This window comes from Streptomyces sp. WAC 06738 (assembly GCF_003945505.1).
Taxonomy (GTDB): Bacteria; Actinomycetota; Actinomycetes; order Streptomycetales; family Streptomycetaceae; genus Streptomyces.
In genome coordinates, this window is record NZ_CP029618.1 from 4842518 (window position 1) to 4865725 (window position 23208).

Sequence of the window (23208 nt, forward strand, 5' to 3'; positions counted from 1 at the left end):
GCCTGCCGTAACTCGCCGGCCCAGGCTGCGAGGTGACCGGCGGCCCGCGCCGTGTCGGCGTCACGGACCCGCAGCCGCAGGTGAGGGCAGGGATGGCGGTAGCGGACGAACCACCACCGCGGCGGCTCGGTCCAGCGGGTCAGGAGCGCGGACAGGTGCCGGGTGAGTATGTCGTCGGCCGTCTCGCTCGGGCCGTACAGCTTCGCGAACAGCGCTCCTTCCCCGGCCCGGCTGTCGGCTACCGGAGGTGGGACGGAGGTGAGGAAGGACGGTGACGCCGCAGGCGGAGCCGTCGGAGCCAGCGGAATGACGATTTCGTGGGCCCGGCCACCGCACCATCCGTGTTCGGTGCCGTTGGGCGCTTCGGCCGCGGTCACCGGCCCGTCGGCAGCGTGAAGATGGGAGCGCAACACCGCCAGGTCCATGGCCTGGTCCAAGTCTAGTCGCAGACGGCGGTCGCCATCTGCGACCGCGACGGTGGAGGGGAGACGCCGGCGGTCGCGGAACGCCTGCCAGGCTGCCGCCCAGTGCTGCGTGGGGGCCTTTGGCCCGGGGAGGTCGGATGGGTCGATCCGCCACTGGGCAGGGACGAGGATGCTACGGCCATAGCACACGCGCGGCAGGTAGGGCAGACAGGCGGCGGCGCCCCAGTCGAACGCGGTGACTGCCGGGTGGGTGGAACGTGGAATCTCGAACAGCAGCCTTGCCAGATCCGGCATGGTGTGCCGGGCTCCGGCGTGCGGCAGCATCGGCTCCACAACCCGCCGCTGCGAGCGGGAGACGACGTACAGGCGCGTGGAGTCCGCGGCGACGGCCAGGTCCGTCAGCGGTAGATGCCCGTCTCCGCGGCCGTGCTCGGCCAGCGAGATGACGTGCGGTAGCACAGGCATCACGCGCAGGACGTTCTCGCTGCCCACCTGCCGGGGCGGGTACGAGAGCTGTGCCGCCATCGCCCCGGCCACCCCGGTCACCGTCGATGGATACAAGGCGGTGGTCTCGCCCCGGTCTCGGTCCTCCAGCAGATCGAGGAAGCGGCCGGTCGTGGCTCCGGCGCGGCCGAACCCACTCACGGCAAGGGAGAACTCGCCCTCGCTGAGGGCAGCTTGGGATCGGGCGCGAAGGTCCACCGAAAGGTCCGCCGCCGACACCGGCGAAGCGCTATCGGCGGCAGGGCCGATCCGTTCCAGGTCCGCCTCCTCCAAGACGATCTCGCTCACGCCATCAAGGGCGGCCTGGTGGGCGAGGGAGAGCAGGACTTCGTCCCGCTGTGTGAACTCCCGTCTGGAGGACGGGACGGTGAAATGGCGCGGGTAGCCGAGTCCGCCAGCGGAATCGGTCAGCTCGGTGACCGGCACGAGGGTTCCGGGTCCGTACCGGGCCAGGAAGTCGTGGTGGTATTCGCGCCACGATGTGCTTGCCGACGGCTGCGGTGTGAGCCGGATCAGGGCCTTGGCCGCGTCGGCGGCCTCCATGGCCACCGAGCGGGGCAGTACGAGGTCGGCGTCCAAGGAGAGGTCCACGGCCAGGGGCTGGTCGGTGACGCTCGACAGAGCCCGCATCCGGTCCTTGACCAGGCACCGGTGCTGCGTGCCACCCCCGGCCCCGACCTGGCCGTGGCCGCTCATCTGATGGTGGAGGACTCGGAGTTCCGCGTGCACCGTCTGCACCTCGGGCACGGCGGTGGCGCCCGCCTCGTCCAGGGCGCTCAGCAACCATCCGAGGGGGTCTGTGCAGGTGCCCGGGGCACGCAGGCTGCTGATGAGTATGCCGGAGACCATCAACTGGCCCACCACGCTCATCAGCGCATCGCGGGAGGCGCCGGGGTGCTCGGCGGCGGTCTTCTCAGCCAGGGTGCCAGCCGCGACGGGGGTGCCGGCTGCTTGGCAGATCGTGTGCACGACCGGAACCCGTCGTACGGTCACCTTCGCCACGTCCTCGCCCGCGCTGCGGACGGCGGCGGCCAGGTGGGGCTGCCACGGCACCACCAGCTTCTCTCTGCGCTCGACGGCGAGGTTGTTGACGACGACAGGCAGCCGCTCGCGCAGGGACGGGCACGCTTCGAGCCGGGCGATGATGTCGGCGAGCCACACGGCGTCGACCCTCGTACGTGGCCGGTGGTCGTCGTTCCACGACAGGCGGAACCGGTCGCCGAAGCGGAGAGGGCCGACGCCGGCGAACGTGCCGAAGGGGGTGGCCCGGCCGCGTAGGCGGATCAGGTACCGGGCCAGGGAAGTGGCCATGTGCCGCAGGTCAGCGACAGCGCGTTCCTGCCCGGCCAGGGTCTGGTCGATCCGGTCGGCCAGGGAAGGGCTGGCCAGCGTGACGGCTTCACCGAGGGCGCCGACCGTCCACACATTCGCGAGCCAGGACCGCCATGAAGCGGCGTCGGCTGCCTCACCTGGCCAGGGCGGCAGGTGCTTGTCCGATCCGTAGGTGCTCGCCCGCCACATCGCCGCCGTCTGCGGTCGGTAGTACCGCGTGTGCTCGATCGCTGCCACCTTCTGCTGCCTCTCCACGCCGCGACCTGGGCTTTCGGGCATGGCCTCCGGGGGCCCGCGCCGAGACTTCCTCGCCGCAGACACCCCGGGGGCGTCAGAGCCGGGTCAACTGCTTCAGCAGTCGCCGCCGCGGACGGTGTCGCAACCGTCGTCCGTGGACGACAGCAGGGCCGCGGCAACCGGGCCGGTGGTGACGATGCTGACGTTCAGGTCCAGGTCGATGCCGTCGGCCACGGGTGCGGTGGCCTGGGTCAGCTCGTCGGTCGTAAGCATGGTTCCTCCAACTGGTCGATGGTGCTTCTCACTGGTGATGCGACCTGGTCGCGACGTCGAGCGGCGCCAGGACCGGGAGACTGGGAGCTGCGTCTGCGCGGCCGGATCGTGTGGGGAGGTCAGCGTGTGCCTACACACGACGCCCGTCCCCTTGCCCTTCCGCCTTGACATCCGGAGTTGAAACCGCCGCCGGTTCGCCGCGGGCCTGCGAGATGAACGCCGCCGGGACCGCGGTGCCCAGAAGGGCGAGGAGGGCAACGGGACGCCACACGCTTAATCGGATGGGCTCAGCAGGACGCGCATGCCGTGGCGGTGTCACCGGGCCGCCTCCTGGATCGCCGTGAGACTCGTGGTCCACTCGCAGCCACCGCCGCGCTCAGGAGCCAACCACGCCACCGGCGGCGTGCTCGGCACCGCGAGAACGGGCTCCGTGCGAATGTCGTCCACGTCGGGCGCGACGGCCCGGAGTACGCCCACCCGGTCGCCGTGTTCGGTGTCGACTACTCGGCGGCCCAGCCATGGGTGCGATCGATGGCCCATCCCCAGATCTCTGGCGCTAATTGTCGTCTCCGCCTCTGCGGCTTGGTACGAGGTGTGCCAGCGCCCGTCACGCACGGGCTGAGCTGATGACGTCGCCTGTGGGCGATACTTCTGCTTCCGCTCCTGTGCGTGAGGGCCTGGCTACACCTAGACAACTGGGCGGAGACGGTCATGAACAGGCCGAAGTGCCCCGCGGCAGCGCGCGCAGCACAGGACGATTTGACACTCTCTCTACCACTGCCGCCTGCTGCCGAGTCCTAGCGTGAAGACATGGCCCTGAACACGGCCTTAGCCACTCACCTCGCCGAAACCGGCATGACCGAGACCGAGTTCGCCGAGGAGGTCAATGACGCCATCGGGCAGATGTCAGGCCGTCGGGGAATGCTGACCGACCGCAGCGTGCGCCGCTGGCTGAGCGGCGAAGTCGCCTGGCCTCAGGCGAAGCAGCGCGTCGCACTGGAAACAGTGACAGGGAAGTCAGCCGAGGACCTGGGATTCGTCCGGCGAGGGAAAGGCACCCACCCAGCACCACCGGAGGATCCTGTGCGGCGACGCACCTTCATCACCGCCAGCGCCGGCACAGCGGCTGTGCCCTTGGCAAGCACGAGCAGTCCTATTCCCCGCATCGGAAGCTCGGACGTGGACCGTCTCACCGCCAAGCTCGCCGATCTCGTGGCCTCGGACAACCGTCATGGAGGCACCCAGGCCGTGGAGGCTCGGGCCGTCCGCCTGGCCGCCCAGACCCTGGACCTGCAGCAGAACAGCACCGCCAGCCAGCGGATACGCGGCGAGCTCTACTCCCTGGCCGCTGCCTTCACCTCATCCGCCATGTGGGCCGCCATCGACGGCCGGCGCCTGGACGAGGCCACGCAGCACCTGAACAAGGCCGTGACCCTCGCCGGGCTGTCCGCCGATCCGGCGGTGCAGTTCCGCGTCTGGGGCCACGCCGGAGCGCTGTACCGCCAGCTCGGCCGCAGCACGGACGCCCTCGCCGCGGACGACGCCGCCCGCAGCACCCCCATCACCCGTCGCGACCCGCTGTACGCCTCCCTCGCCCACGCCCGCACCGCCGTCCACCGTGCCGACGACGGCAACAGCCCCGCCGCCCGCCGCTCACTGGACCGCGCACAGCACGCCCTGGACCGCGCTGACCCCGACGCCCACCGACCACCGTGGATGGCGTTCTACGACCAGGCCGAACTGGAACTGCTGGCCCTGACCACCCATCTGACCCTGGGCCGCTGGGCGGAAGCCGAGGCGCACGCCCACCGCCACCTCACCCTGCTGCGGTCCGGCTTCCAGCGAAACCGAGCCCTCGCACTCGCGCACCTCGCGCACGCCCAACTCGGGCAGGACGACCTGGAACCCGCGGTCATCACGGCTCTGAAGGTGCCGGCAGGGGCCCGGCACGGCCGCATCTCCGGCCTGCTGGATGCCTTCGGTCAGCGGCTGACCAGGGTGGCACCCCGCGCCGCCGAGACCCGCCACTGGCTCGAAGCCCAAGCCGCCCGAACAGAAAAGAGCACACGCCCGTGACCGTCGAATTCCAGCGCTACGACCAGAGCCGCATCGAGGACGTACGCCAGACGATCTGCGACATCCACGTCGAAGTCCGGGCCGGCGACCTCGGCCTGACCGGACCGTTCTACTCCCGTGAACGCTTCAATGAACGCCTCTCGGGCCACTCAACAGCCCTCGGCTGGGAGGCGGCTATCGGCTACGAAGACGACATCCCGTTCGGCTTCGCATACTGCGTCCCCCTCGCCCCGAACACCCGGTGGTGGAAGGCTATGACCACCCCGCTGCCCGACGGCTACACCACCGAGGACGGCCACCGCACCCTCGCCCTCAACGAGATCGTCGTCCGCAAGCCCTGGCGGGGCACCGGCACCGCGCAGGCACTCCACGAGCACCTACTCGCCCCCCGCACCGAGCAGCGCGTCACGCTACTGGTCAACCCGAAAGCCGGCGGCGGCAAGGTCCAAGCCGTGTACGAACGGTGGGGCTACGAGAAGATCGGCGAGCAACAACCCTTCCCCGACTCCCCGGTTTTCGCCGCCATGATGCGCGCCCCTCTGCACAGGGCGTGACTTGCGGATCGTCGCCGCAGGCGGCCCTGGGTTCTCCCAAGGCTTCATTGGGCACAGCCCTCGAGTACGTCGTAGCCCCCGCTGGTTGACCGCCTGTTGGTCCGCAGCGCGGCGCGTGCCCCGTTGCCGCAGCTCACCGCGACTGGCACGCCCGGCAGGTCTTCCACCGCGAGCCTCGCCGTGCCACGGCTGCCTGACGGCTACTGCCGATGCGAGACAGCCCCTTCACGGAACGTGCGTTCGACCTGAAAGATGGGCATGGTCGCGTGCCAGTTCGGTACGCCGCTCGTTAGGCAGCGCAGTCGAAGCGCTGGGTGGGCAAGCGCTGACGTACCTTGCCCAACTGCTACGGGAGGGAACCCCATGGGCGATCGCAGCACCATCGAGTGGACTGAGGCGACCTGGAATCCCACCACGGGCTGTGATCGCGTTACCCCCGGGTGCGACAACTGCTACGCCTTGACGTTGTCCCGACGGCTCAAGGCGATGGGGGTGCCGAAGTACCAAGCCGACGGTGACCCCAGAACATCGGGTCCCGGCTTCGGTCTCACCCTCCATCCGGACACCCTGGCCGTCCCACGTCACTGGAAGACTCCCCGCATGGTCTTCGTCAACTCAATGAGCGACTTGTTCCACGCCAGGGTTCCCCTGGACTACGTGCGGCAGGTCTTCCAGGTAATCGCCGATACCCCGCAGCACACCTATCAACTACTGACGAAGCGGGCCCGTAGGCTCCGACGCCTGGCGGATCAGCTTGACTGGCCTCCCAACCTGTGGATGGGTGTCTCGGTCGAGAACGCGGATCATGTGGATCGTGTTGATGACCTGCGGCGGGTGCCGGCGGCAGTGCGCTTCTTGTCCTGCGAACCACTGCTCGGCCCTCTGACAGGTCTCCGTTTGGAGGGCATCGGCTGGGTGATCGCCGGCGGAGAATCCGGCCCCCAGCACCGCCCCGTGCAAGAGGAATGGCTGGTCGAGATCCGTGATGCTTGCAGCGCGGCCGACGTGCCGTTCTTCTTCAAGCAGTGGGGTGGTCGCACACCCAAGTCGGGAGGCCGCGAGCTTGCCGGGATGACGTGGGACCAAATGCCGCCTCGGCTGCCCGTGGCCGCAGTGCGGTAACGGCCAATCTCCAACGAAGCCGTACGCGCTCTGGTGATGTACGGCAACGGTATGTGACCCTCTCTCCAGTATGACCGTACTTGAGCAGGGGGGCGATCATGGCCGTGCCGAAGGAGGCTGTGTGGGAGCGTGATCCGCACACAGCCGCCAAACACGACTTACTCAAGCGGTACTTGGAAGCGTGGGCGCCGATTCTGCTGTCCCGGAACGACGTGATCACATATGCCGAAGGGTTCGCGGGGGCAGGCGTCTACAAGCGGGGCGAGCCCGGATCTCCCGTCGTCGCGTACGAGGTCTTCGCCCACGCTCTTCATCGTTTCCCGAAGCGCATGTGCTTGATCCTCATGGAGGAAGACCGCCGACGGGTGGAAGAACTGCAACGCCAGATGGCCCTCGCGCAATCGAGGCACGCGGACGACATCACTGCACGTCTGACGGTCGACATCGAGCAGGGAGACTTCCACCCAGCCCTCCTGCGGAGGCTGCGGAGCACCGGCAGGCTGGGCAAGCCTCTCTTCGTTCTCCTGGACAGCTTCGGTGGGCCAGACGTCCCGTACTCGATCTTGCATCAGCTTGGCCGCTACCGAAGCACCGAAGTCATGGTCACCTTCGAACCAGCCTTCCTTACGCGGTTCGCCGAGAGCCACGACGGTCACCGGCAACTCGGTGACGAAGCCTTCGGCAGCCAGGAGTGGCAAGCCGTCTTCCGGCAGCCTTCCTCGAACAAGTTTACGTTCCTGCGTGAGCAATACCGAGCGACGCTGCACCAGGCCGGGTTCACGCACACGCTGTACTTCGAGATGGTTGACGAGGGCGGCAGGAAGCTCTACCTGATCTTCGGCACCCAGCATGAGCGGGGGCTGGAGAAGATGAAGGACGCCATGTGGAATGTGGACCCTTCATACGGTGTCCGCTACCGCGACCCAAGGGACTCCGAACAGCAGATGTTGGACCTCGTGTTCGAACCGGACACGGCCCCGCTACGACGGATCCTGCGCGACTTCATATCCCAGGCACCCAGCGGACGAACGGTTCAGGAACTTCAGCGCTACACCCTCCTGGACACCGTCTACCGGCCCGCTCAAGTGATCACCGCCGTCCGACAGCTACGCGAGTCGGGTGCCGTCATCACGGACGCGCGTCTCATCACCAAGAAGACCCGGGTGTGCGCGACAGCGCCACCGTCACCTCCTGGCCCGTCGGCTGAGCAGGGGGCTCTCTGGTGAGAGGCCCAGGGACACATCCAGGGCACATGAGGGTCGAAAGTGCCGGTGGCCAGCCTCGACTACTGAAGGTAGTTTGCACTGGTCACCGGCAGTATCGGTGCATCGTCGCAGGTCAGCGCTCCGCTGTGATCACTGACTCAAGTAATGGCGCGGCCTGGCCACCCGTTACGACAAGACCGCCACCATCTACCTCGCCGCCATCTCCATCTGCTCAGCAACATGATCCAGAAGAATCGGCCTAGTAGCTGCGAGCCGCTGCGTCAGATCGCGCACGAGATCATCGAAGGCATTCCGCACTAGCCGATCGAGTGCGACACCGATTCGGACGTTGGCGTCCTGCTGCGCCGAGGACGTCGTGCCCTCAACGCCTGGCGTCGCGGTCGCCAGCACGACGTCTGGTGACTGCGCATATGCACTCTCGTGCGCCCCTCACCGGGGCCGTCCGGCCCATACTTGCCCGGCGGCGCATGCCGCTAGGGTCCCCCGACTAACGCACCATCTCAGGGGGATCATGCGAGTCTGCACCATGGCTGCTGTTGCGGTAGTAGTCGTCCTGCCGTTAACAACTGCCTGCAGCTCCGACGGCACCGACTTGAGCGGCGAGGCAAAGCCCACTGGCAAGTACGCCGGCTGCGACGACCCGGACATCACTGAGCAGGGGTACGACAAGCGTTGCCTTGACGGGGTGCCCACCGCCAGGGAGGAGGACAAGTCGATGCGGTTCGGCACCGTCGTGAAGGGCACGGTGCGCGGGCTCACGGAGGGCACGCTGGACATCACCCCGTCGCGAACTTGCTCCTCGGGGGGCGGCACGATCCCGCCCGGCACGTGGGACTGGGACTCCGCCGTGTTCGACCTCGCCCAGGCACGGATGGCGGGCGGGACGCTTACCTACGTCGCCGCCGCCGAAATCGCCCACCGGTGGTCAATGCACGCAGACGATACCGTCCCCGAGGTCGGGAAGTCGGCGGCAAAGTAATGGCAGAAAGTAAGGACAGCTCCGAAGGCTCCCCGGAGGCTTGGTGAAGGGGTCTGCCGATGATTGGGAAGGAGAATGCTCGTGACCACCGTGGACGAACAGATTAAGAATGTGGATGAGGTAGTTTGCAGAAATATCGCATTGCTCGCTGACCAACGGGCATTGCTCTCACAGAACGTCCTCGCTCAGCTCCGCAATCTGGTCGAGGGGGTTTCGGTGCGTCTTCACGTCGGTCGGTCTGACGCCCAGTTCAACTATGCGGCCGTGGAGCCCGGACTGGCATTCGTCAAGGGCAATGCAAAGCTCAACTTCCTGGCCAAGTTCCACAAACTCATACAAATGAGCGCCTCCCATTACACTTTGGATGGGGACACCTCCGAGCGGTTGATGCTCAAGTACTACGAGTACCTTCACCGCATCCGCAGCATGCTCAAGGACCGTTGTGGGATCGCGGTGTTGGCGAACCTCGAGGCATTCCCCGTCAACCTCGATCCATCGCTGCGGGAGTACCACGAGAAGATTGCCGCGAGGATCGAGGTGCGTCGTCCGACACCGACGCCTACGCCGGACACCGGGGCGCGAGGTCGGTACTACATCCACAAGACGCGCCCGTTCTTCGTCGAAGGCCGCATCTACTACGAGGTCACCTTCTATCGAGCTGTCAATAAGGTGAGCAAGTTTGACCGCATCATCGCCTTCACAGCCATCGATATAACGGACGCGTACGCGGCGATGCTTTCGCTCCAGAGTGACACGATCGAAGTGCTCGGCCAGTCGATGCCGATCACGATCATTCGTGAGTGGGAAGTTTCCATTCGCCCGTGCGAGTTCAAGAATTTCGCTCGTCTTCTGGGTATCGATACCACCGTTCGAACTAACTCTCGGGAGTACCGCTACCTGATGCAGGGGCTTACATCGACTTCGAGTAACCTGCTCGACTTGATTGACCTGCCTGACGACGAGTACGCGAGGGTGAAGGCGACAGGTACGGCCAGCGTCAGCAAGCCGCAGATCTTCCCCATGTTGGATGAAGCGCGCCGCATCGTGAGGTCAGCTATCCCGGGTCACAATGTCATCCGCTATCTGATACTGCGGATGTACAACCAGGTTATGAAGCTGCAGTATTCCTGGGAAGGTTGCGGCCGCCTCTCCGGGATGAAATTGCAGTATGGGTGCATCCCCTTCGATACTATGCCGCTCTGCACGTCACTGCCGGGGCACAACCCGCGGTATTGGGATCTCGTTGAGAGCCTCGGTGTGACCGGGCGAAGCCACGAATTACTAGCTCGACGGGTGAATAACAACGTGGACCGTCACGGAATCCTCTACACTCCAGAGGCCGATCTCGTGGAGTTCGGAGACGTCAACGAACTGATCTCTGCCTACAACAACAAGCTGTACTACAAGCATAAGGATCGTCGGCTCGTACTGGACAAAGGGCACGTCTTTATCTGTGGGTACGAGGACGGTACCGTCGCCATCGTCGAGAAGCTCCAGGAGTATGCGTCGTCCGGAATCGAGGGCTACAGCCAAGCTGTCGAACATTGGCTTGATGAGACACCTCGTGCCATCGACGACGAGGGTAAGAAGGATGCGCTCAAGAGGTTGTTCAGCCAGTCGCATGTGGCGTTGATCTATGGCGCAGCCGGCACTGGGAAGTCGACGATGGTGGACCACATCGCGAACTACTTCAACGAAGAGGAGAAACTCTTTCTCGCTCACACCAACCCGGCGATCGACAACCTCAGGCGCAAGGTTAATGCGCAGAATTCGACTTTCCGGACAATCAGTAGTCAGATCTACAGAAGCGCCATGGATCAGGAGTACGACCTTCTGGTTATCGATGAGTGCAGCACGGTCAGCAACACTGACCTACTCAAGGTGCTGGAGAAGGCATCCTTCAAGTTGCTCGTGCTCGTGGGCGACGTCTACCAGATCGAGTCGATCCAGTTTGGAAACTGGTTTGGCATCATCCGATCCTTTATCCCGATCGCCTCGGTGTTCGAACTGACAACACCCTTCAGAACCAAGAACGAATCACTCCTAGACTTCTGGGAGAAGGTCCGAAACGCTGACGATGACATCGCGGAGGTGATGGCTCGCAATGGATACTCGACCGTGCTGGACAAGACACTGTTCGAAGCCCAGCGCGAGGACGAGATCATCCTGTGCCTGAACTACGATGGTCTCTACGGCATCAATAACATTAACCGCTTTCTTCAGAGTAGTAACCCTGGCGCAGCGACCACTTGGCGCGTCTCCACGTACAAGGTTGGCGATCCGGTTCTCTTTAACGAGACTGAGCGATTCAAGCCGCTGATCTACAACAATCTGAAGGGTCGAATTGTCGATATCGAGCTCTTCCCTGGTCGGATCCAGTTCGACGTCGAACTTGATCGAACCGTCAGCGAGTTCGACGTTGACGGTGAGGAACTCGAATGGATGGGTGACTCAACTGTGAGATTCTCCGTCTACGACTATGACATCAGCGACGAGGATGATGACTCGCTGAACACCACCGTTCCGTTTCAGGTGGCCTATGCGGTTTCGATCCACAAGGCGCAGGGCCTCGAGTACGATTCCGTCAAGATCGTAATCACCGATGCCAACGAAGATGACATCACACACAGCATTTTTTACACGGCCGTCACCCGGGCACGTGACCGCCTTCGGATCTTCTGGACGCCAGAGACCCAGCAGGCCGTTCTCAAGGGACTACGCCGGAGCACCAACCCGAAGGACGTCGTCCTTCTGTCTAGCCGTCGTGGCCTTACTCCGGTCGCTGGGACTCGACGAGCCCATTGATCATTCGGCATGACGGATGCGCAGCTCAACTACATCGCTATCTCTGTGCGCAGAATACCGCTGCACCTGCGGGAGCGGATGACGTGGGCATCGGCTAGCAGGCAAGGCGGACCGTTGCTGTGGCGGGGGCGGAGCCGTCACGCCCAGCACGGCTTCCCGGGCGGCCAGTGCCTTGTCCCGTTCGGCGATTGCTTCGGGCCGCTCCTGGGCCAGTTACTCGATCACGACGGCGTAGGTGGCCACTGGCTGGGTCAGTTTCCGTTCTTTCTGGCGGGCCTCGGCCAGTTCCTCGCCGAGTTTGTCGATGTCGGCTTCGGCCCTTTTGCCGGGCAGCTCTTGTGTCCTGCGGCCCGCTGTGCCTGGTACTCAGGTTGAATCCGCGATGCCGGGGTGGCTGTGACGGGCGGTGATCACCGCGGTACGACTGCGGTATGCGGTACGCGAAAGGGGGCGAGCTGGCGCCCGCTGAGCAGGGGAAGCGGAGGGATGTGCGGTTGAGGGCGGCCAAGCGGTTCGAGACTGGGGCGGGCACGGCGCTGATCGTTGCGGAGCTGCAGGTGCTGAAGCGTTCGGTGCGTCCGGTGGCGAACCGGCCGGCGATATGCCGCGTTGGCTTCGGCGGGACTCACCGCCTTGTGCATCGACGCAGCAGCATCGCTGCCTGCCGAACCGAACCGCACGCTGACTTGGAGCATGCCCAATGTGGTGAGGCGAGCAGGCACATCGCTTGTGGCGCAGCGGTTCGCCTGGCTCCGCTACGAGGGCACATCCAGGGCACATGGGGGTCGAAATCGCCGGTGATCAGCCTCAAATGTTGAAGGCAGTTTCCGCTGGTCACCGGCAAAATCGGTGCATCGTCGCAGGTCAGCGCTCCGCTGTGATCATTGGCTCCACGAATGGCAGGAGTTCGCCGACCGCCTCCACGAGGCGGGCCACCAGCCGTACTGCCTGGTCTGGCCCTGAGGCCCGCCAGGGCACAGAGAGGGCACACGCCGGAGTGACCTCCGGCGGACGTGCCCTTCGGATGGGCTCTGCGACCTGACCGCAGGGCCCCCACCCGACACCCGGACAGAACACGGAGCACCCCCCATGCGCGACACCTGGGAGACCATCGACCGGCTTGTCGAGTGGCTCGACGCGGAAAGCGGCGTCTCGCCCGAGATGGCCCGGCTCCTGCGCGTACTGAAGATCAGCGAGGAGGCCGGCGAGGTCGCCGAGGCCATCCACGGGGTGACCGGCTCCAACCCCCGCAAGGGCAACAGCCACACCTGGGACGACGTCCAGGCCGAACTCTGCGACGTCATCTTCACCAGCATGGTCGCCCTGCGGACCATCACCCCGGAAGCCGAGAAGATCTTCGCCGAACGCCTCCAGCACGTCGCGGAGCGTTCCTTGAACTGCTGAGCGGCTCACGTCCCGTGTGGAGGCGGCTGGTGCCGCACCAGGGATTTCGAGGGGTGCCCGACACCGACGAGCGGGACGCAGAGTCGTCGAAGCTGTCATAGTCGCGTCATGACACGAAGGTTGACGATCGTGGCCGCCGTGCTGGCCGCGCTGTGCACTTTGTCCGCATGTGGCGATGACACGGGCGGCGAGGGCGGGGCGAACCCGTCGGCCGGGGCCGCGGGCCAGGCTGGTGCGGCTGAGGATGGCTCGGACGGCGGCGGGTCGAGCCCGGGCGCCGGGTCCGAGAAGCAGACCGGTGGTGCCGAGGACGGTTCCGGCGACGACGCTGAGTTGACGGGAGCCACGGTGGTCCCGGCTGATCAGAGCGATGTCACCACCGAGCAGGTCTGCGCGGCGATCCCCGTCGCCGAACTGCCGGTCCCCGTCGACGAACTGAAACCCTTCGACGACCCCTCGCTGGTCGAATGCATGATCGACCGCGCCGACAACGAGGACATCACCACCTCGGTGAAGTTCTCGGCCGACACCGAGGTCGGTGGTGACGGAACCACCATCGACGGTCGTGATGCCAGTGTCCGAGAGGCGCCCGGTGTTGGCTGCCTGGTGGAGTTCAGCCGCGGCGACGACGCGGTCGGCGTGGAACTGGCGACGGTCGAGTCCGCCGGCGCTGAGGGCATGTGTGACACCGCTCAGGCGATCGCCGAGGCTGTCGCGCCGTACTTCCCGGAGGACTGAGCCGTAGCGGCCGGCTGGCCGGCGTCGTGTTCCGCGCCGAGCAAACCAAGCCCGTACAGCCCCTTGGTTCAGTGCCGGCTGAGCTGTGGCGCTAGGCGGCTGCCCTGCGTGTCGTCTTCTCCGGAAAGCGGGTGCGGAACGACGCGCGCTGGGTACGGGCGGGGCCGCCGCGTCGGCCGCTGCCCCCGCCGGCGTTCTTGCGCTTGACGGGGCTCACCGCGGCCGCGGCGAGGGTGACGGGGACGCCGGTCGGGGTGCGGGCGCCGGTGATGCGGGCGAGTTCTGCGCTGCCCGGCCGGATGCGGGTGGTGTGCGCGCTGATGCCGGCTGTGGTGGTCAGGCGGGTCATCTCGTGGCGCTGGTCGGGCAGGACGAGGGTCACCACCCTGCCGGACTCGCCGGCGCGGGCCGTGCGGCCGCTGCGGTGGAGGTAGTCCTTGTGGTCGGCGGGCGGGTCGACGTTGACGACCAGGTCGAGGTCGTCGATGTGGATTCCGCGCGCGGCGACGTTGGTGGCGACCAGTGCGGTGATGTCTCCGCGCTTGAACTGGTCGAGGGTGCGGGTGCGCTGGGACTGGGACTTGCCGCCGTGCAGCGCGGCGGCCCTCACCCCGTTGCTCAGCAGGTGCCGGGTCAGCCGGTCGGCGCCGCGCTTGGTGTGGACGAACAGGAGCACACGGCCGTCGCGGGCGGCGATGTGGGTGGCGGCCGTCCGCTTGTCGCCGTCCGCGACGTGCAGCACGTGGTGCTCCATCGTCGTCACGGTGGCGGCCGACGGGTCGACCGAGTGGACGACCGGGTCGGTGAGGAAGGCCCGCACCAGCCGGTCGACGTTGTGGTCGAGCGTCGCCGAGAACAGCATCCGCTGGCCGTCCGCACGCACCTGCCGCAGCAGGGCGGTGACCTGGGGCAGGAAGCCCATGTCGGCCATCTGGTCGGCTTCGTCCAGCACGGTGATGCGTACCTGGTCCAGGTGGCAGTCGCCGCGGTCGATCAGATCCCGCAGCCGTCCCGGGGTGGCCACGACGACCTCGGAGCCGTCGCGCAGCGCGGCGGCCTGCCGTGCCAGAGACGTGCCGCCGACCACCGTGGCGAGCCGCAGATGCGCTGCCCGCGCGTAGGGGGTGAGTGCTTCGGTGACCTGCTGGGCCAGTTCGCGGGTGGGGACCAGGACGAGGGCCAGCGGGTGCCGGGGGGCCGCGCGCCGCCCGGCGGTACGGGCCAGCAGGGCCAGGCCGAAGGCGAGGGTCTTGCCCGAGCCGGTACGGCCGCGGCCGAGCACGTCCCGGCCGGCCAGGGAGTCGGGGAGGGTGGCCGCCTGGATGGGGAACGGCACGCTCACCCCCTGGTGGTGCAGCGTCGTCAGCAGCACGGCCGGCATGTCCAGGTCGGCGAACGACGCGGCCGGGGGAAGCGCGGGGGTGCCGTTCACCGGCAGCGCGAACTCGCCCTGCGCGGCGGCGGGTTTCCGGCGACCCGGCCGGCGCGGAGGCTGGCTTCGCGAACGGCGACGGGCCGGGGTGCCGGGGTTGTGGCGTGTACTGCGGTTCATGGGAACCTCCTCGTCACGGCGCGTGTCGAGGAGATCCCGGCGGCGACGAGCCGCACGGAAGCCGCAGGAACGGGCCACGGAATGGGCGAACGGCGGCGCGGTGCGCTGAGCACTCCGGCCGCGGGGCACGGCCCCATGCCATGCGGCGCCGGTCCAGATCTCCGGAAAGCACCGAAAAACAGAAATGCGCCTGAAGGTCAAAGCCAGCAGGCGCACACAAAGTACATGGGAACCACAACTGCAATTTAGCCAGCTTAGCACGGGTGGCCCACGACCCGGTTGGGCAGGCCGCAGTGACCGGACCGGGGGGTCCCCGGGCAGGTCGCGGGGGCGCTGCGCACCATCGAATTCCGGCAGCGGGTGCCTTGCGGCGAGTACGCGGTGGTGATCCGCACGGTCGCCGTGAAAGCCGGTGGAGTCGGTCAGGCGGCAACCTCGCCGGGCCCGGATCCCCAGACCCACCCCACACCGGCGCTCACCAGAGGCGAGGACCGGGTGGTCACTCCAGGCGGAGGGCGTAGAGGCGGGTGATCTGCCGGGCCGAGGCGTTGTCGTCCGAGACCAGCAGCAGGGTGCGGTGGCCCGGCAGCGTCATGCCTTCCACGTTATCCAGCAGCGGGTTCGGCTGCGGCTGCGGTGATGTGGCCCCGGACGGCGGGCAGTCCGCCAGATCCACCAGGAGCCGCTTGGTGGCGAAGACCTCGGCGCCGGCCTCGGTGAGCGAGGGGAGGGCGGTGACGTCGGGCGCCCCGTGGAGTGAAACCCGGTAGATGCGGACGGTGTTGCCGACGCCTGCCGTGTAGCCGCGTTCCAGGGCCAGCAGGTGGTGCCGGTCCAGCGCGGCCATCTCGGCCAGGCCGAGGCCCGGGTCGGCCCGGTAGGCGTACTGGGCGTGCGGGGCGAAGGCGCCGCCCGGCGTGGCGCCGTAGCGCAGGATGCGCAGCAGGCCGCGGTTCGCCGCGTCGTGGCCGTCGGCTTCGAGCGGGCCCTCCAGTCCGGCGTAGAGGGTGCGCCCGTCCGGGGCGGTGGTCAGGGACTCGAAGGTCTCGTTTGCCGCGGCCTGCCCGGCCGGGGCGACCCGGAAGCGGCGGGGCACCGGCAGTTCGGCCGTCTGGCGGCCGTCGGACAGGCGGAAGCGGCGGATGGAGGGCTCGCGTTCCGAGGAGGCGAGCACCGTGCCCGCGGGTTCGGCGACCAGGCCCTCTCCGTCGAAGTCGGTCCCGGTGTACGGAGTGCCGTCCGGGCGGCGCAGGACGGTGACGTCGCGTACCGCCGCCCCGACGTGCCCCGGAGCGCTGCGCACGGCCAGCTCGTAGATCCTGGCCTCGTCGGCGTCGGTGTTGTCGGTCAGCGCCAGGACCCGCGAGTTCCCGCGGGCGCTCAGCGCGGAGAGGCCGGCGACCCGGGTTCCGGCGAAGGTCGTCTTGTCCAGGACGTCGCTGAAGCCGGCCAGGGACGTACGCGGCGAGCAGGCAGCCGGCCGCCCGTCCGGCGACGCGGTGGGCTCGACGGGGGCTGCGCGCTCGGCCGGGGCCGCCAGGGCCGCCGGCGACGACACCGTCAGCAGCAGCGCGGCGAGCCCGGCCCGCGACCATCCGTTCATCAGGTCCTCCGGGAGTGTCGGGACGTCAGGACAGGTCCACGCTCATCTTGTAGAACCTGGTCGTCTGGTACTCCGTGTTGGCGTTGTTGTCGCTGACCAGGTAGAGGGCGCGGCGGCCGTCCGGCAGGTGCTCGCCCAGGGCCATGCCCTCGATGTTGTCCAGCAGGGGGTTGAGCTGAGCCTGCTTGCGCGGTGCTCCGGCGGTGGGGCAGTGCACCAGATTGGCCAGCAGATCCTTCTCCACCCAGGAGTCGTCGGTGATGCCGGAGATCGACTTCCTCCCGCTGATGTCCGGCGTCTTCGCCAGCGACAGCAGGTAGAGGTGAACGGAATTGCCCTCCGGCATGTAGCCGCGCTCCAGGGCGAGCAGCCGGTCGCCGCCGAGGGCGATCAGCTCGGTGAGGAAGAGACCGTATTCGGTCTTGTACGCGTACTGCTGCGGCTTCTCGCCGAACTCCCCGCCCGGCGAACGGGTGTAGCGCAGGATCCGGACGTGGTTCTGGCCCGCCGACTCGCCGTCGACGTACAGGGGACCTTCCATGCCCGCGTACAACTGGGTGCGGTCCTCGCTCAGGCTCAGGGATTCCAGCCGCCGCGCGGGGCTGGATTCCCGGAAGACCTCCGGCAGTTCGATCTCGTCGTTCTGCATCCCGTCGCTCAGCCGGTACGACCGGATCGACGGCCCCGCCTCCGAGCTGATCAGGACGTTCTCCCCGTCCACCGCCATCCCCTCGCCGTCGATGTCGGCGGCGGCGAGGTTGTCGTCCCGGGGGTGCAGGATCGTGGGGTCTCCGACCGCGGGGACGAGCCGCGCGTCGTCGAGGGTGAGGGAGTGGAGGCGGGGAGGGCGGTTGTCCCCCAGGGCCAGGATGCTGCGGTCCCCGGTGACGGCCAGGGCCGAGAGCCCCTGCACCGGCGTGGAGCCCGCGACGGTGTCCAGGGCGTCCGAGTAACCCAGCAGGCCGACCTTCTCCGAGCAGGGTCCTGTGGTGCCGGTGCCGGCGGAGCCCTTCCAGACCCCCACGCCGGTGATCACGGCGAGGGCGACCGCCGCGGCGGTCAGGGCCCTGGAGTGCCGGCGCGGCCAGGAGAGGTGCGCGGTCGCCGGCTTGGCACGGAGGTTCCGGACGAAGGGCCGGCTGCCCACCGTGTGCGGGTCCAGGGTGTGGGGCGCGGGGCCGCCCTGGCCGGGAACGGTCCGGCGCAGCTCGTCGGCGATGTCGTTCGGCGTCAGGAAGTCCTGGCGGTTGCCGAGACCGGCCCGGACGGTTTCGACCAGGGCCTGGGTGAACGCGGTGAGACCGCTGCCTGTGGTGCCGACCGCGTCTCCGCCGGGGGGCGAGGCCGCCAGCACGTAGATGTCGCGCAGCTCGGCGGCCTCGACCTCCCGGCGTACGGCGTCGAAGGCGACGCTGCCCTGGCAGCAGTCCAGGATGATGATCGTCCGGGACGGCGGGTCGGGGGCGGCGCCGAGCCGGCGGAGCAGGTCGGTGAACGGGACCGCGGTGCCCGGAACGTCGGCCTCGCGGCTGCCGGGCAGGGCCAGATGGAGCGCGCCGTCGTGGGTGAGGCCGTGGCCCGCCCAGTAGACGACCAGGCAGTCCGACGCCTGTCGCGCGGCATGGGCCACCGGGTCCAGAAGCTGCTCGCGGTTCTGCGGGCGGACGATCTGGCACCGATCGGCCGGCAGGCCCCAGATCCGGGAGTCGCCCAGGACGTCCCGCAGTTCCAGGCAGCCGCGGTCCACGGCAGGCAGGGGCCGCAGGCCGCTCTCGGGGACGTGGTCGGCGACGCCGATCAGCACGGCGTACGAGAGGTGGGGCAGCGGCAGCCGGGGGCGCAGGGCCGCGTCGGTCGTCTGGGGGTTGGCGAGGGCCTGCGGCGAGAGCCGTACGGTGTGCTCGTCCCGCCGCACCTCCAGGGTCGAACTCACGGGCCGCGAGGCGCGCCAGGCGGACAGCGCCAGGACCAGGTTGGCGAGGTCGAAGGAGCTTCCGGTGACGAACTCGATGGCCTCCAGAGTGAGTCCCATGGAGGGGGTCAGCGGGATGGCCGGGTCATCCTCCAGATGCCTCCGTAAGGAGCGCAGCTCCTCCTCGCCCTCCGGCCCGCCCTGTGCCGTGATCTTGATGTGCATGGGATCTCCCTGCCGGCCGGCGGACTTTCAGTCGCTGACCGGTACCGTAGCGCCGTAGGGTCACAGGGTGTACCGCAACGGTCACCCATGGCAGCGGTACGGGGGAGGGCGACCCGATCAGGGGAGGTGCCCGTCACCCGGGCGGGACGGGCCGGACGCGGTGAACCGCCGTCCGCGGCCGGGGCTGTGGCCGCGGTGGGAACGGCCCGGCGGCGGCCGGCGTGTGTACCGGCATGACAGCCATTCCCGCGCTCGCGGCGACGGCCCGGCGCGTGCTCACCTTCGCCGTCGTCGCCGTACTCGCCACCGCCTGCATGTCGCGGCCGGAGAGCCGGGACGAAGGCCGGTGGACGCCGCGGCCCGGCGAGGCGGCGGACTGGGACTGGCAGATCGACGCGCCGTACGAACTGGACGAGCACCGCGCGATGTACGACCTCGACCTCGCCGCGCGCATGGGCTGCGACGGCGTCGAGCCCGACCAGAACAACCCGCTGGACAACCGTCCCGGGTTCCCGATCACCCGCGACGACCAGGTCTCGTGGTACCGCGAGGTCGCCGCAGAGGCCCACGCGCGCGGCCTGTCGGCCGGCATGAAGAACGGCCACGACCAGCCCGGGGCCGTCGCGGAACTCGTCGGCCACTTCGACTGGGCGCTGCCCGAGGAGTGCGCGCAGTACGGCGAATGCGCCCGGCTCCGCCCGTTCGTCGAGGCGGGCAAGGCCGTCTTCGCCGTGGACTACGCACCCGGGGCGGACCGCCGCACCGCCTGCCGCGCCCACCGCGCCGAGAACGTCGACGGCCTGATCAAGACGGCACCGCCGACGGGCGAGTACCGCAAGCGGTGCGGGTGATCGGCGGGGCCCCCTCCCCGGCGGGCGGTGGTAGGACGGACGGGGGGCGGACGAGGGATTCTGGAGAGGGGAGTGGGTCGCGGTGGCGGAGAACATCGACGAGGTCGTGGACGGGCTGGCGGGGATCGTACGGGACGCCCGGCGGGACGGGGACCGGGCCGGGTACTTCGCGGCGCTGTACCGGCAGGTGACCGTCGAGGTCCGCAGGGCCATCCACGAGGGGCGGTTCGACGACGGGGCCCGGATGGACCGCTTCGACACGCTCTTCGGCAACCGCTACTTCGAGGCGTACGACGCGTGGCGCCGCGACCGCGGCGGACCGCGCTGCTGGCGCGAGACGTTCGGGCTACTGGACGACGACCGCACGGTCATCGTCCAGCACCTGATCCTCGGGGTGAACGCGCACATCAACCTCGACCTGGCCGTCGCCGCCGCGCGGACCTCCCCGGGCGAGGACATCCGGTCGCTGCGGCGCGACTTCCTCCTGATCAACGACATCCTCGCGCGGGTGGTCCTGGCCGTGGAGGACTCGGTGGGCGCGCTGTCGCCGCTGCTGTCGCTGCTGGACACGATCGGCGCACGTACGGACGAGCGGATCCTCGACTTCAGCGTCCGCCAGTCCCGCGAGGAGGCATGGCACAACGCCGTCCTCCTCGCCGCCCAGAACGAGGAGCAGCGCGCGGCGACGATCGACCGCCTCGACATCCACGCCGCCGTCCTGGCCCGCCTCATCGCCCACTCGGGCGGCCTCGCCCAGCCCGCCCTGCAACTGATCCGCAGCACGGAGAGCGCCGACATACCGGCGAACATCGCCCACCTGGACCGAGCCATGGACCAGCCCGCGACGGCACCGGCCCCGACGGCGCGTTGACCGCGGCGCCCGGGCCGGCGGTCAGACCTTGCGGGCCAGGGCGCCGAACTGCGGTACCACCGGAGGGCCGGCGGGGTCGGCGGGGTCCTCGGGGGAGGGGCGCCAGTGGGTGCAGGAGACCAGGCCGGGGGAGAGCGGGTCCAGGTCGTCGAGGAAGCTTGCGACCTCGGTCCGGTTGCGGGCGGTGATCGGCGGGGTGGCGTTCGCGTTCCAGAAGCGCATCGCCGCCGCGTTGCCCTCGCCGCCCAGTTCCGCCGTGGGGTGGGTGAGCGCGAGGTAGCTGCCGCGCGGTACGGCGGCCATCAGCCGGCGTACGACCCGGCGCGCCTCGCCCGTGTCCAGGACGAAGTTGAGGATGCCCAGCATCATGACCGCCACCGGCTGCTCGAAGTCCAGGGTGCGCTTGGCGCCGAGCAGGATCGCCTCGGGGTCGTGGGCGTCGGCGGCGACGTACGCGGTGGCGCCCTCGCGGCTGCCGGTGAGCAGGGCGCGGGCGTGGGTGAGGACGAGGGGGTCGTTGTCGACGTAGACGATCCGGGCCGCCGGCTCCACCCGCTGGGCCACCTCGTGGGTGTTCTCCGCGGTCGGCAGCCCGGTGCCGATGTCGAGGAACTGCCGTATCCCCGCCTCGCCCGCGAGGTACCGCACCGCGCGGCCCAGGAACTCCCGGTCGGCGCGCGCCACGTCGCGTATCACCGGGAAGAGGCCCGCCACGTGGTCGCCCACCTGCCGGTCCACGGCGTAGTTGTCCCTGCCGCCGAGCCAGTGGTTCCACACCCGCGCGTTGTGCGCCACGGAGGCGTCCACCGGCCAGACCGACTTGCGACCCGCGCCCATCATCCGCCCTTCGCCGCCCGAACCTGCCGCCCCATTGTGCGGGGCGCGGGGCCGGGCGCCATGCCGGGGCGCGTCAGCGGCCCCCGGCGGGGGTGGCGAAGGGGAGGGGGGAACGGGGGCGGGACCGCCGGTGGCCGCCGTTGCCGCGCGCGGGCGCGGGGAGGAGGCCGCGGCGCTCGTAGGAGCGCGGCATCTGTACGTGCACGGCGGCCGCCGCGGCGACCTGCCCGCCGCGCAGGGTGCCGCTCACCGCGCCGCCACCGCGTCGATCCGCGCGGCGAGGGCGTCGAGGACGGCCGCGTGCGCCGGGTCCACGGCGATGTCCAGCCACAGCCGCCCTGCCGTACGGTCCCCGCCGCCGGCGGCACTGCCCGTGCCGGTGTCGGCGCCGGTGTCGGTGCCCGTGTCCGTGCCGGTCGTGAAGGTGAAGAAGGAGCAGCAGCCGCTCTCCCGTTCCGCCAACTCCCGTACCCGCTCCCCGGCTTCCGGCCCGCCCGCCAGCACCAGCCGCAGCCGCAGCGGCCCCGGCCGGGACAGCGAGACCGGCCCCGCCGCGAACAGCGCGTCCCACTCGGCCACCCGCAAGGGGCGTTCGGCGGTGGGCAGGGTGCAGGACCGCGGCACCCACGCAAGGTCACTCATGGCGCTCTCCCGTCGTCCGGGTCGCCGTCCCGCTTGCCGTCGCCGTCGCTTTCGTCGTCCCCGTCGTCGCCCTTGCCCTCGTCGTCCTTCGCGTTCTCGTCGCCGAGCTTCCTCAGGAACTCCGGGTTGTCGTCGGGCGCCACCCACGTCGAGCGCCGCCCCCCGCCGGTGCCGCCGCCCCCGCCGGAGCCGCCGGCCGGCAGGTGGCGGCGGTTGCGGCCGGCGATCAGCCAGCCGATCGAACCCAGCAGCGGGAACAGGACGATGAGGAGGATCCAGACGATCTTGGGGAGGTGCTTGGCGTCTTCCTTCTTCGTCGTCGCGCAGTCGATCAGCGCGTAGATCACCACGCCGAGAAGGACCATCAACGGCAGGTAGCGGAGCACGCGGCAAACCCCCTGAATGTCGCGGGGCTACGGCCTCGGCCCCCGCTGCGTCTCCGCGTCAGGTTAACGTCTCAGCGCCGGTCCTCGTCGGGTCCCTGGCGTCCTTCCGGACCTTCCTCGTCCCGCTCGCGGCCGCGCTCGTCCCCGGACTCCTGCCGCGGCTCCTCGCGCGGCTCCTCCCGCGGCTCGTCCTTCGGCCGGTCCTCCCCCAGCGAGCGGAGGAAGTCCGGGTTGTCGTCGGGCGCCACCCAGCCGCCGCGGCCCGGCCGGCGCCCGCCGCCCGCGCCCTCGCCGGCGATCACCGGGCGCCCCCGCGGCCGGCCGCCGATGAACCACGCCAGCGGGCCGAAGAGCACCGAGCCGAAGAGCACGATGATCGCCACCCAGACCAGCTTGGGCAGGTTCCGTACGTCCTTCTCCGGGGTGTTCAGGCAGTCGATGAACGCATAGATCCACACCGCCAGGACCAGGAGAAACGGCAGATACCTGAGCATGTGGGGCCCTTCGACGTGCGGTGCAGCGGCGGCGCGGCGGTCTCCTCGCCGGGTTCGGTGCGGCTCCCGTACGGACTCCGCGGTTCCGTCCAGGGTAATCCGTGGCGGAGACACCCCCGCGACCCCGCCCGCGCCCCGCCCCCCACCCCCTTCGCGGACC

21 protein-coding genes and 1 pseudogene are annotated in these 23208 nt (G+C 68.9%); 13 read left to right on the top strand and 9 right to left on the bottom strand.

Features of this window, described 5'->3' with window-relative positions; translation table 11 throughout:
- The first annotated feature begins 1580 nt into the window (after positions 1-1580).
- Entirely contained in the window at positions 1581-2207 is a 627-nt protein-coding gene (locus tag DMB38_RS37020) for a hypothetical protein (RefSeq protein ID WP_125936540.1), read from the top strand.
- 405 nt (positions 2208-2612) lie between these two features.
- Here the strand turns inward: DMB38_RS37020 and fxlA are convergent, their stop codons facing one another.
- Complete coding sequence (gene fxlA / locus DMB38_RS21345) at positions 2613-2771, bottom strand: FxLD family lanthipeptide (RefSeq protein ID WP_125936541.1); 159 nt, start codon at positions 2769-2771, stop codon at positions 2613-2615.
- A gap of 1179 nt (positions 2772-3950) precedes the next feature.
- Between fxlA and DMB38_RS21355 the strand changes: the two genes are divergently transcribed.
- From DMB38_RS21355 to DMB38_RS21395, 10 genes and pseudogenes are all read left to right on the top strand, one after another.
- Positions 3951-4847 (top strand): hypothetical protein, encoded by an 897-nt coding sequence (locus tag DMB38_RS21355; protein WP_206337723.1) that lies wholly within the window; start codon positions 3951-3953, stop codon positions 4845-4847.
- Complete coding sequence (locus DMB38_RS21360; RefSeq protein WP_125936542.1) at positions 4844-5401, top strand: GNAT family N-acetyltransferase; 558 nt, start codon at positions 4844-4846, stop codon at positions 5399-5401. The genes DMB38_RS21355 and DMB38_RS21360 overlap by 4 nt, the downstream gene beginning before the upstream one ends.
- Positions 5402-5435: 34 nt before the next feature.
- Positions 5436-5598 (top strand): annotated as a pseudogene (locus tag DMB38_RS37690) (restriction endonuclease); the annotation flags it as partial.
- Positions 5599-5764: 166 nt separating this feature from the next.
- Positions 5765-6523: a phage Gp37/Gp68 family protein gene (locus DMB38_RS21365; RefSeq protein WP_125936543.1), complete on the top strand. Its 759-nt coding sequence runs from the start codon at positions 5765-5767 to the stop codon at positions 6521-6523.
- A 98-nt stretch (positions 6524-6621) separates the two neighbouring features.
- Positions 6622-7749: a three-Cys-motif partner protein TcmP gene (locus DMB38_RS21370; RefSeq protein WP_125936544.1), complete on the top strand. Its 1128-nt coding sequence runs from the start codon at positions 6622-6624 to the stop codon at positions 7747-7749.
- Between the two features lie 526 nt (positions 7750-8275).
- On the top strand, positions 8276-8728 hold the full coding sequence (locus DMB38_RS21375; RefSeq protein ID WP_125936545.1) for a hypothetical protein: 453 nt from the start codon (positions 8276-8278) through the stop codon (positions 8726-8728).
- Positions 8729-8809: 81 nt separating this feature from the next.
- Complete coding sequence (locus DMB38_RS21380) at positions 8810-11533, top strand: ATP-dependent RecD-like DNA helicase (protein WP_125936546.1); 2724 nt, start codon at positions 8810-8812, stop codon at positions 11531-11533.
- 9 nt (positions 11534-11542) lie between these two features.
- Positions 11543-11908, top strand: coding sequence for a hypothetical protein (locus DMB38_RS21385; RefSeq protein ID WP_125936547.1), 366 nt, complete (start codon positions 11543-11545; stop codon positions 11906-11908).
- A gap of 714 nt (positions 11909-12622) precedes the next feature.
- Positions 12623-12937, top strand: coding sequence for a MazG-like family protein (locus tag DMB38_RS21390; protein WP_125936548.1), 315 nt, complete (start codon positions 12623-12625; stop codon positions 12935-12937).
- 129 nt (positions 12938-13066) lie between these two features.
- Positions 13067-13675, top strand: coding sequence for a hypothetical protein (locus DMB38_RS21395; RefSeq protein ID WP_125936549.1), 609 nt, complete (start codon positions 13067-13069; stop codon positions 13673-13675).
- 91 nt (positions 13676-13766) lie between these two features.
- On the opposite strand, the gene DMB38_RS21400 is transcribed toward DMB38_RS21395, so the two are convergent.
- From DMB38_RS21400 to DMB38_RS21410, 3 genes are all read right to left on the bottom strand, one after another.
- A complete protein-coding gene (locus DMB38_RS21400; RefSeq protein ID WP_125936550.1) occupies positions 13767-15227 on the bottom strand; it encodes a DEAD/DEAH box helicase in 1461 nt (486 codons plus the stop codon).
- Positions 15228-15726: 499 nt separating this feature from the next.
- On the bottom strand, positions 15727-16830 hold the full coding sequence (locus DMB38_RS21405) for an esterase-like activity of phytase family protein (RefSeq protein WP_125936551.1): 1104 nt from the start codon (positions 16828-16830) through the stop codon (positions 15727-15729).
- A gap of 25 nt (positions 16831-16855) precedes the next feature.
- Positions 16856-18967, bottom strand: coding sequence for an esterase-like activity of phytase family protein (locus DMB38_RS21410; protein WP_125936552.1), 2112 nt, complete (start codon positions 18965-18967; stop codon positions 16856-16858).
- Positions 18968-19200: 233 nt separating this feature from the next.
- Between DMB38_RS21410 and DMB38_RS21415 the strand changes: the two genes are divergently transcribed.
- Complete coding sequence (locus tag DMB38_RS21415) at positions 19201-19818, top strand: endo alpha-1,4 polygalactosaminidase (protein WP_125936553.1); 618 nt, start codon at positions 19201-19203, stop codon at positions 19816-19818.
- Positions 19819-19900: 82 nt separating this feature from the next.
- Entirely contained in the window at positions 19901-20689 is a 789-nt protein-coding gene (locus tag DMB38_RS21420; protein WP_125936554.1) for a DUF5995 family protein, read from the top strand.
- A 21-nt stretch (positions 20690-20710) separates the two neighbouring features.
- Here DMB38_RS21420 and DMB38_RS21425 read toward each other — a convergent pair whose 3' ends face one another.
- The 5 genes from DMB38_RS21425 to DMB38_RS21445 form a co-directional block, all read right to left on the bottom strand.
- Positions 20711-21529: an SAM-dependent methyltransferase gene (locus tag DMB38_RS21425; RefSeq protein ID WP_125936555.1), complete on the bottom strand. Its 819-nt coding sequence runs from the start codon at positions 21527-21529 to the stop codon at positions 20711-20713.
- 70 nt (positions 21530-21599) lie between these two features.
- A complete protein-coding gene (locus tag DMB38_RS21430) occupies positions 21600-21776 on the bottom strand; it encodes a MerR family DNA-binding transcriptional regulator (protein WP_125936556.1) in 177 nt (58 codons plus the stop codon).
- Complete coding sequence (locus DMB38_RS21435; RefSeq protein ID WP_125936557.1) at positions 21773-22168, bottom strand: hypothetical protein; 396 nt, start codon at positions 22166-22168, stop codon at positions 21773-21775. The genes DMB38_RS21430 and DMB38_RS21435 overlap by 4 nt, the downstream gene beginning before the upstream one ends.
- Positions 22165-22554, bottom strand: a complete 390-nt coding sequence (locus tag DMB38_RS21440) for a PLD nuclease N-terminal domain-containing protein (protein ID WP_125936558.1) — start codon at positions 22552-22554, stop codon at positions 22165-22167. Before DMB38_RS21440 ends, DMB38_RS21435 begins: the two co-directional genes overlap by 4 nt.
- A 71-nt stretch (positions 22555-22625) precedes the next feature.
- Positions 22626-23048, bottom strand: coding sequence for a PLD nuclease N-terminal domain-containing protein (locus DMB38_RS21445; protein WP_164716070.1), 423 nt, complete (start codon positions 23046-23048; stop codon positions 22626-22628).
- Positions 23049-23208: the final 160 nt, after the last annotated feature.

Bases quoted from the DNA above. Each gene is read 5' to 3' on its own strand.
- DMB38_RS21425 (WP_125936555.1), bottom strand. From the start codon at position 21,529: ATGATGGGCGCGGGTCGCAAGTCGGTCTGGCCGGTGGACGCCTCCGTG.
- DMB38_RS21405 (WP_125936551.1), bottom strand. From the start codon at position 16,830: ATGAACGGATGGTCGCGGGCCGGGCTCGCCGCGCTGCTGCTGACGGTG.
- DMB38_RS21390 (WP_125936548.1), top strand. From the start codon at position 12,623: ATGCGCGACACCTGGGAGACCATCGACCGGCTTGTCGAGTGGCTCGAC.
- DMB38_RS21385 (WP_125936547.1), top strand. From the start codon at position 11,543: ATGACGGATGCGCAGCTCAACTACATCGCTATCTCTGTGCGCAGAATA.
- DMB38_RS21445 (WP_164716070.1), bottom strand. From the start codon at position 23,048: ATGCTCAGGTATCTGCCGTTTCTCCTGGTCCTGGCGGTGTGGATCTAT.
- DMB38_RS21400 (WP_125936550.1), bottom strand. From the start codon at position 15,227: ATGAACCGCAGTACACGCCACAACCCCGGCACCCCGGCCCGTCGCCGT.
- DMB38_RS21410 (WP_125936552.1), bottom strand. From the start codon at position 18,967: ATGCACATCAAGATCACGGCACAGGGCGGGCCGGAGGGCGAGGAGGAG.
- DMB38_RS21435 (WP_125936557.1), bottom strand. From the start codon at position 22,168: ATGAGTGACCTTGCGTGGGTGCCGCGGTCCTGCACCCTGCCCACCGCC.
- DMB38_RS21365 (WP_125936543.1), top strand. From the start codon at position 5,765: ATGGGCGATCGCAGCACCATCGAGTGGACTGAGGCGACCTGGAATCCC.
- DMB38_RS21375 (WP_125936545.1), top strand. From the start codon at position 8,276: ATGGCTGCTGTTGCGGTAGTAGTCGTCCTGCCGTTAACAACTGCCTGC.
- fxlA (WP_125936541.1), bottom strand. From the start codon at position 2,771: ATGCTTACGACCGACGAGCTGACCCAGGCCACCGCACCCGTGGCCGAC.
- DMB38_RS21415 (WP_125936553.1), top strand. From the start codon at position 19,201: ATGACAGCCATTCCCGCGCTCGCGGCGACGGCCCGGCGCGTGCTCACC.
- DMB38_RS21370 (WP_125936544.1), top strand. From the start codon at position 6,622: ATGGCCGTGCCGAAGGAGGCTGTGTGGGAGCGTGATCCGCACACAGCC.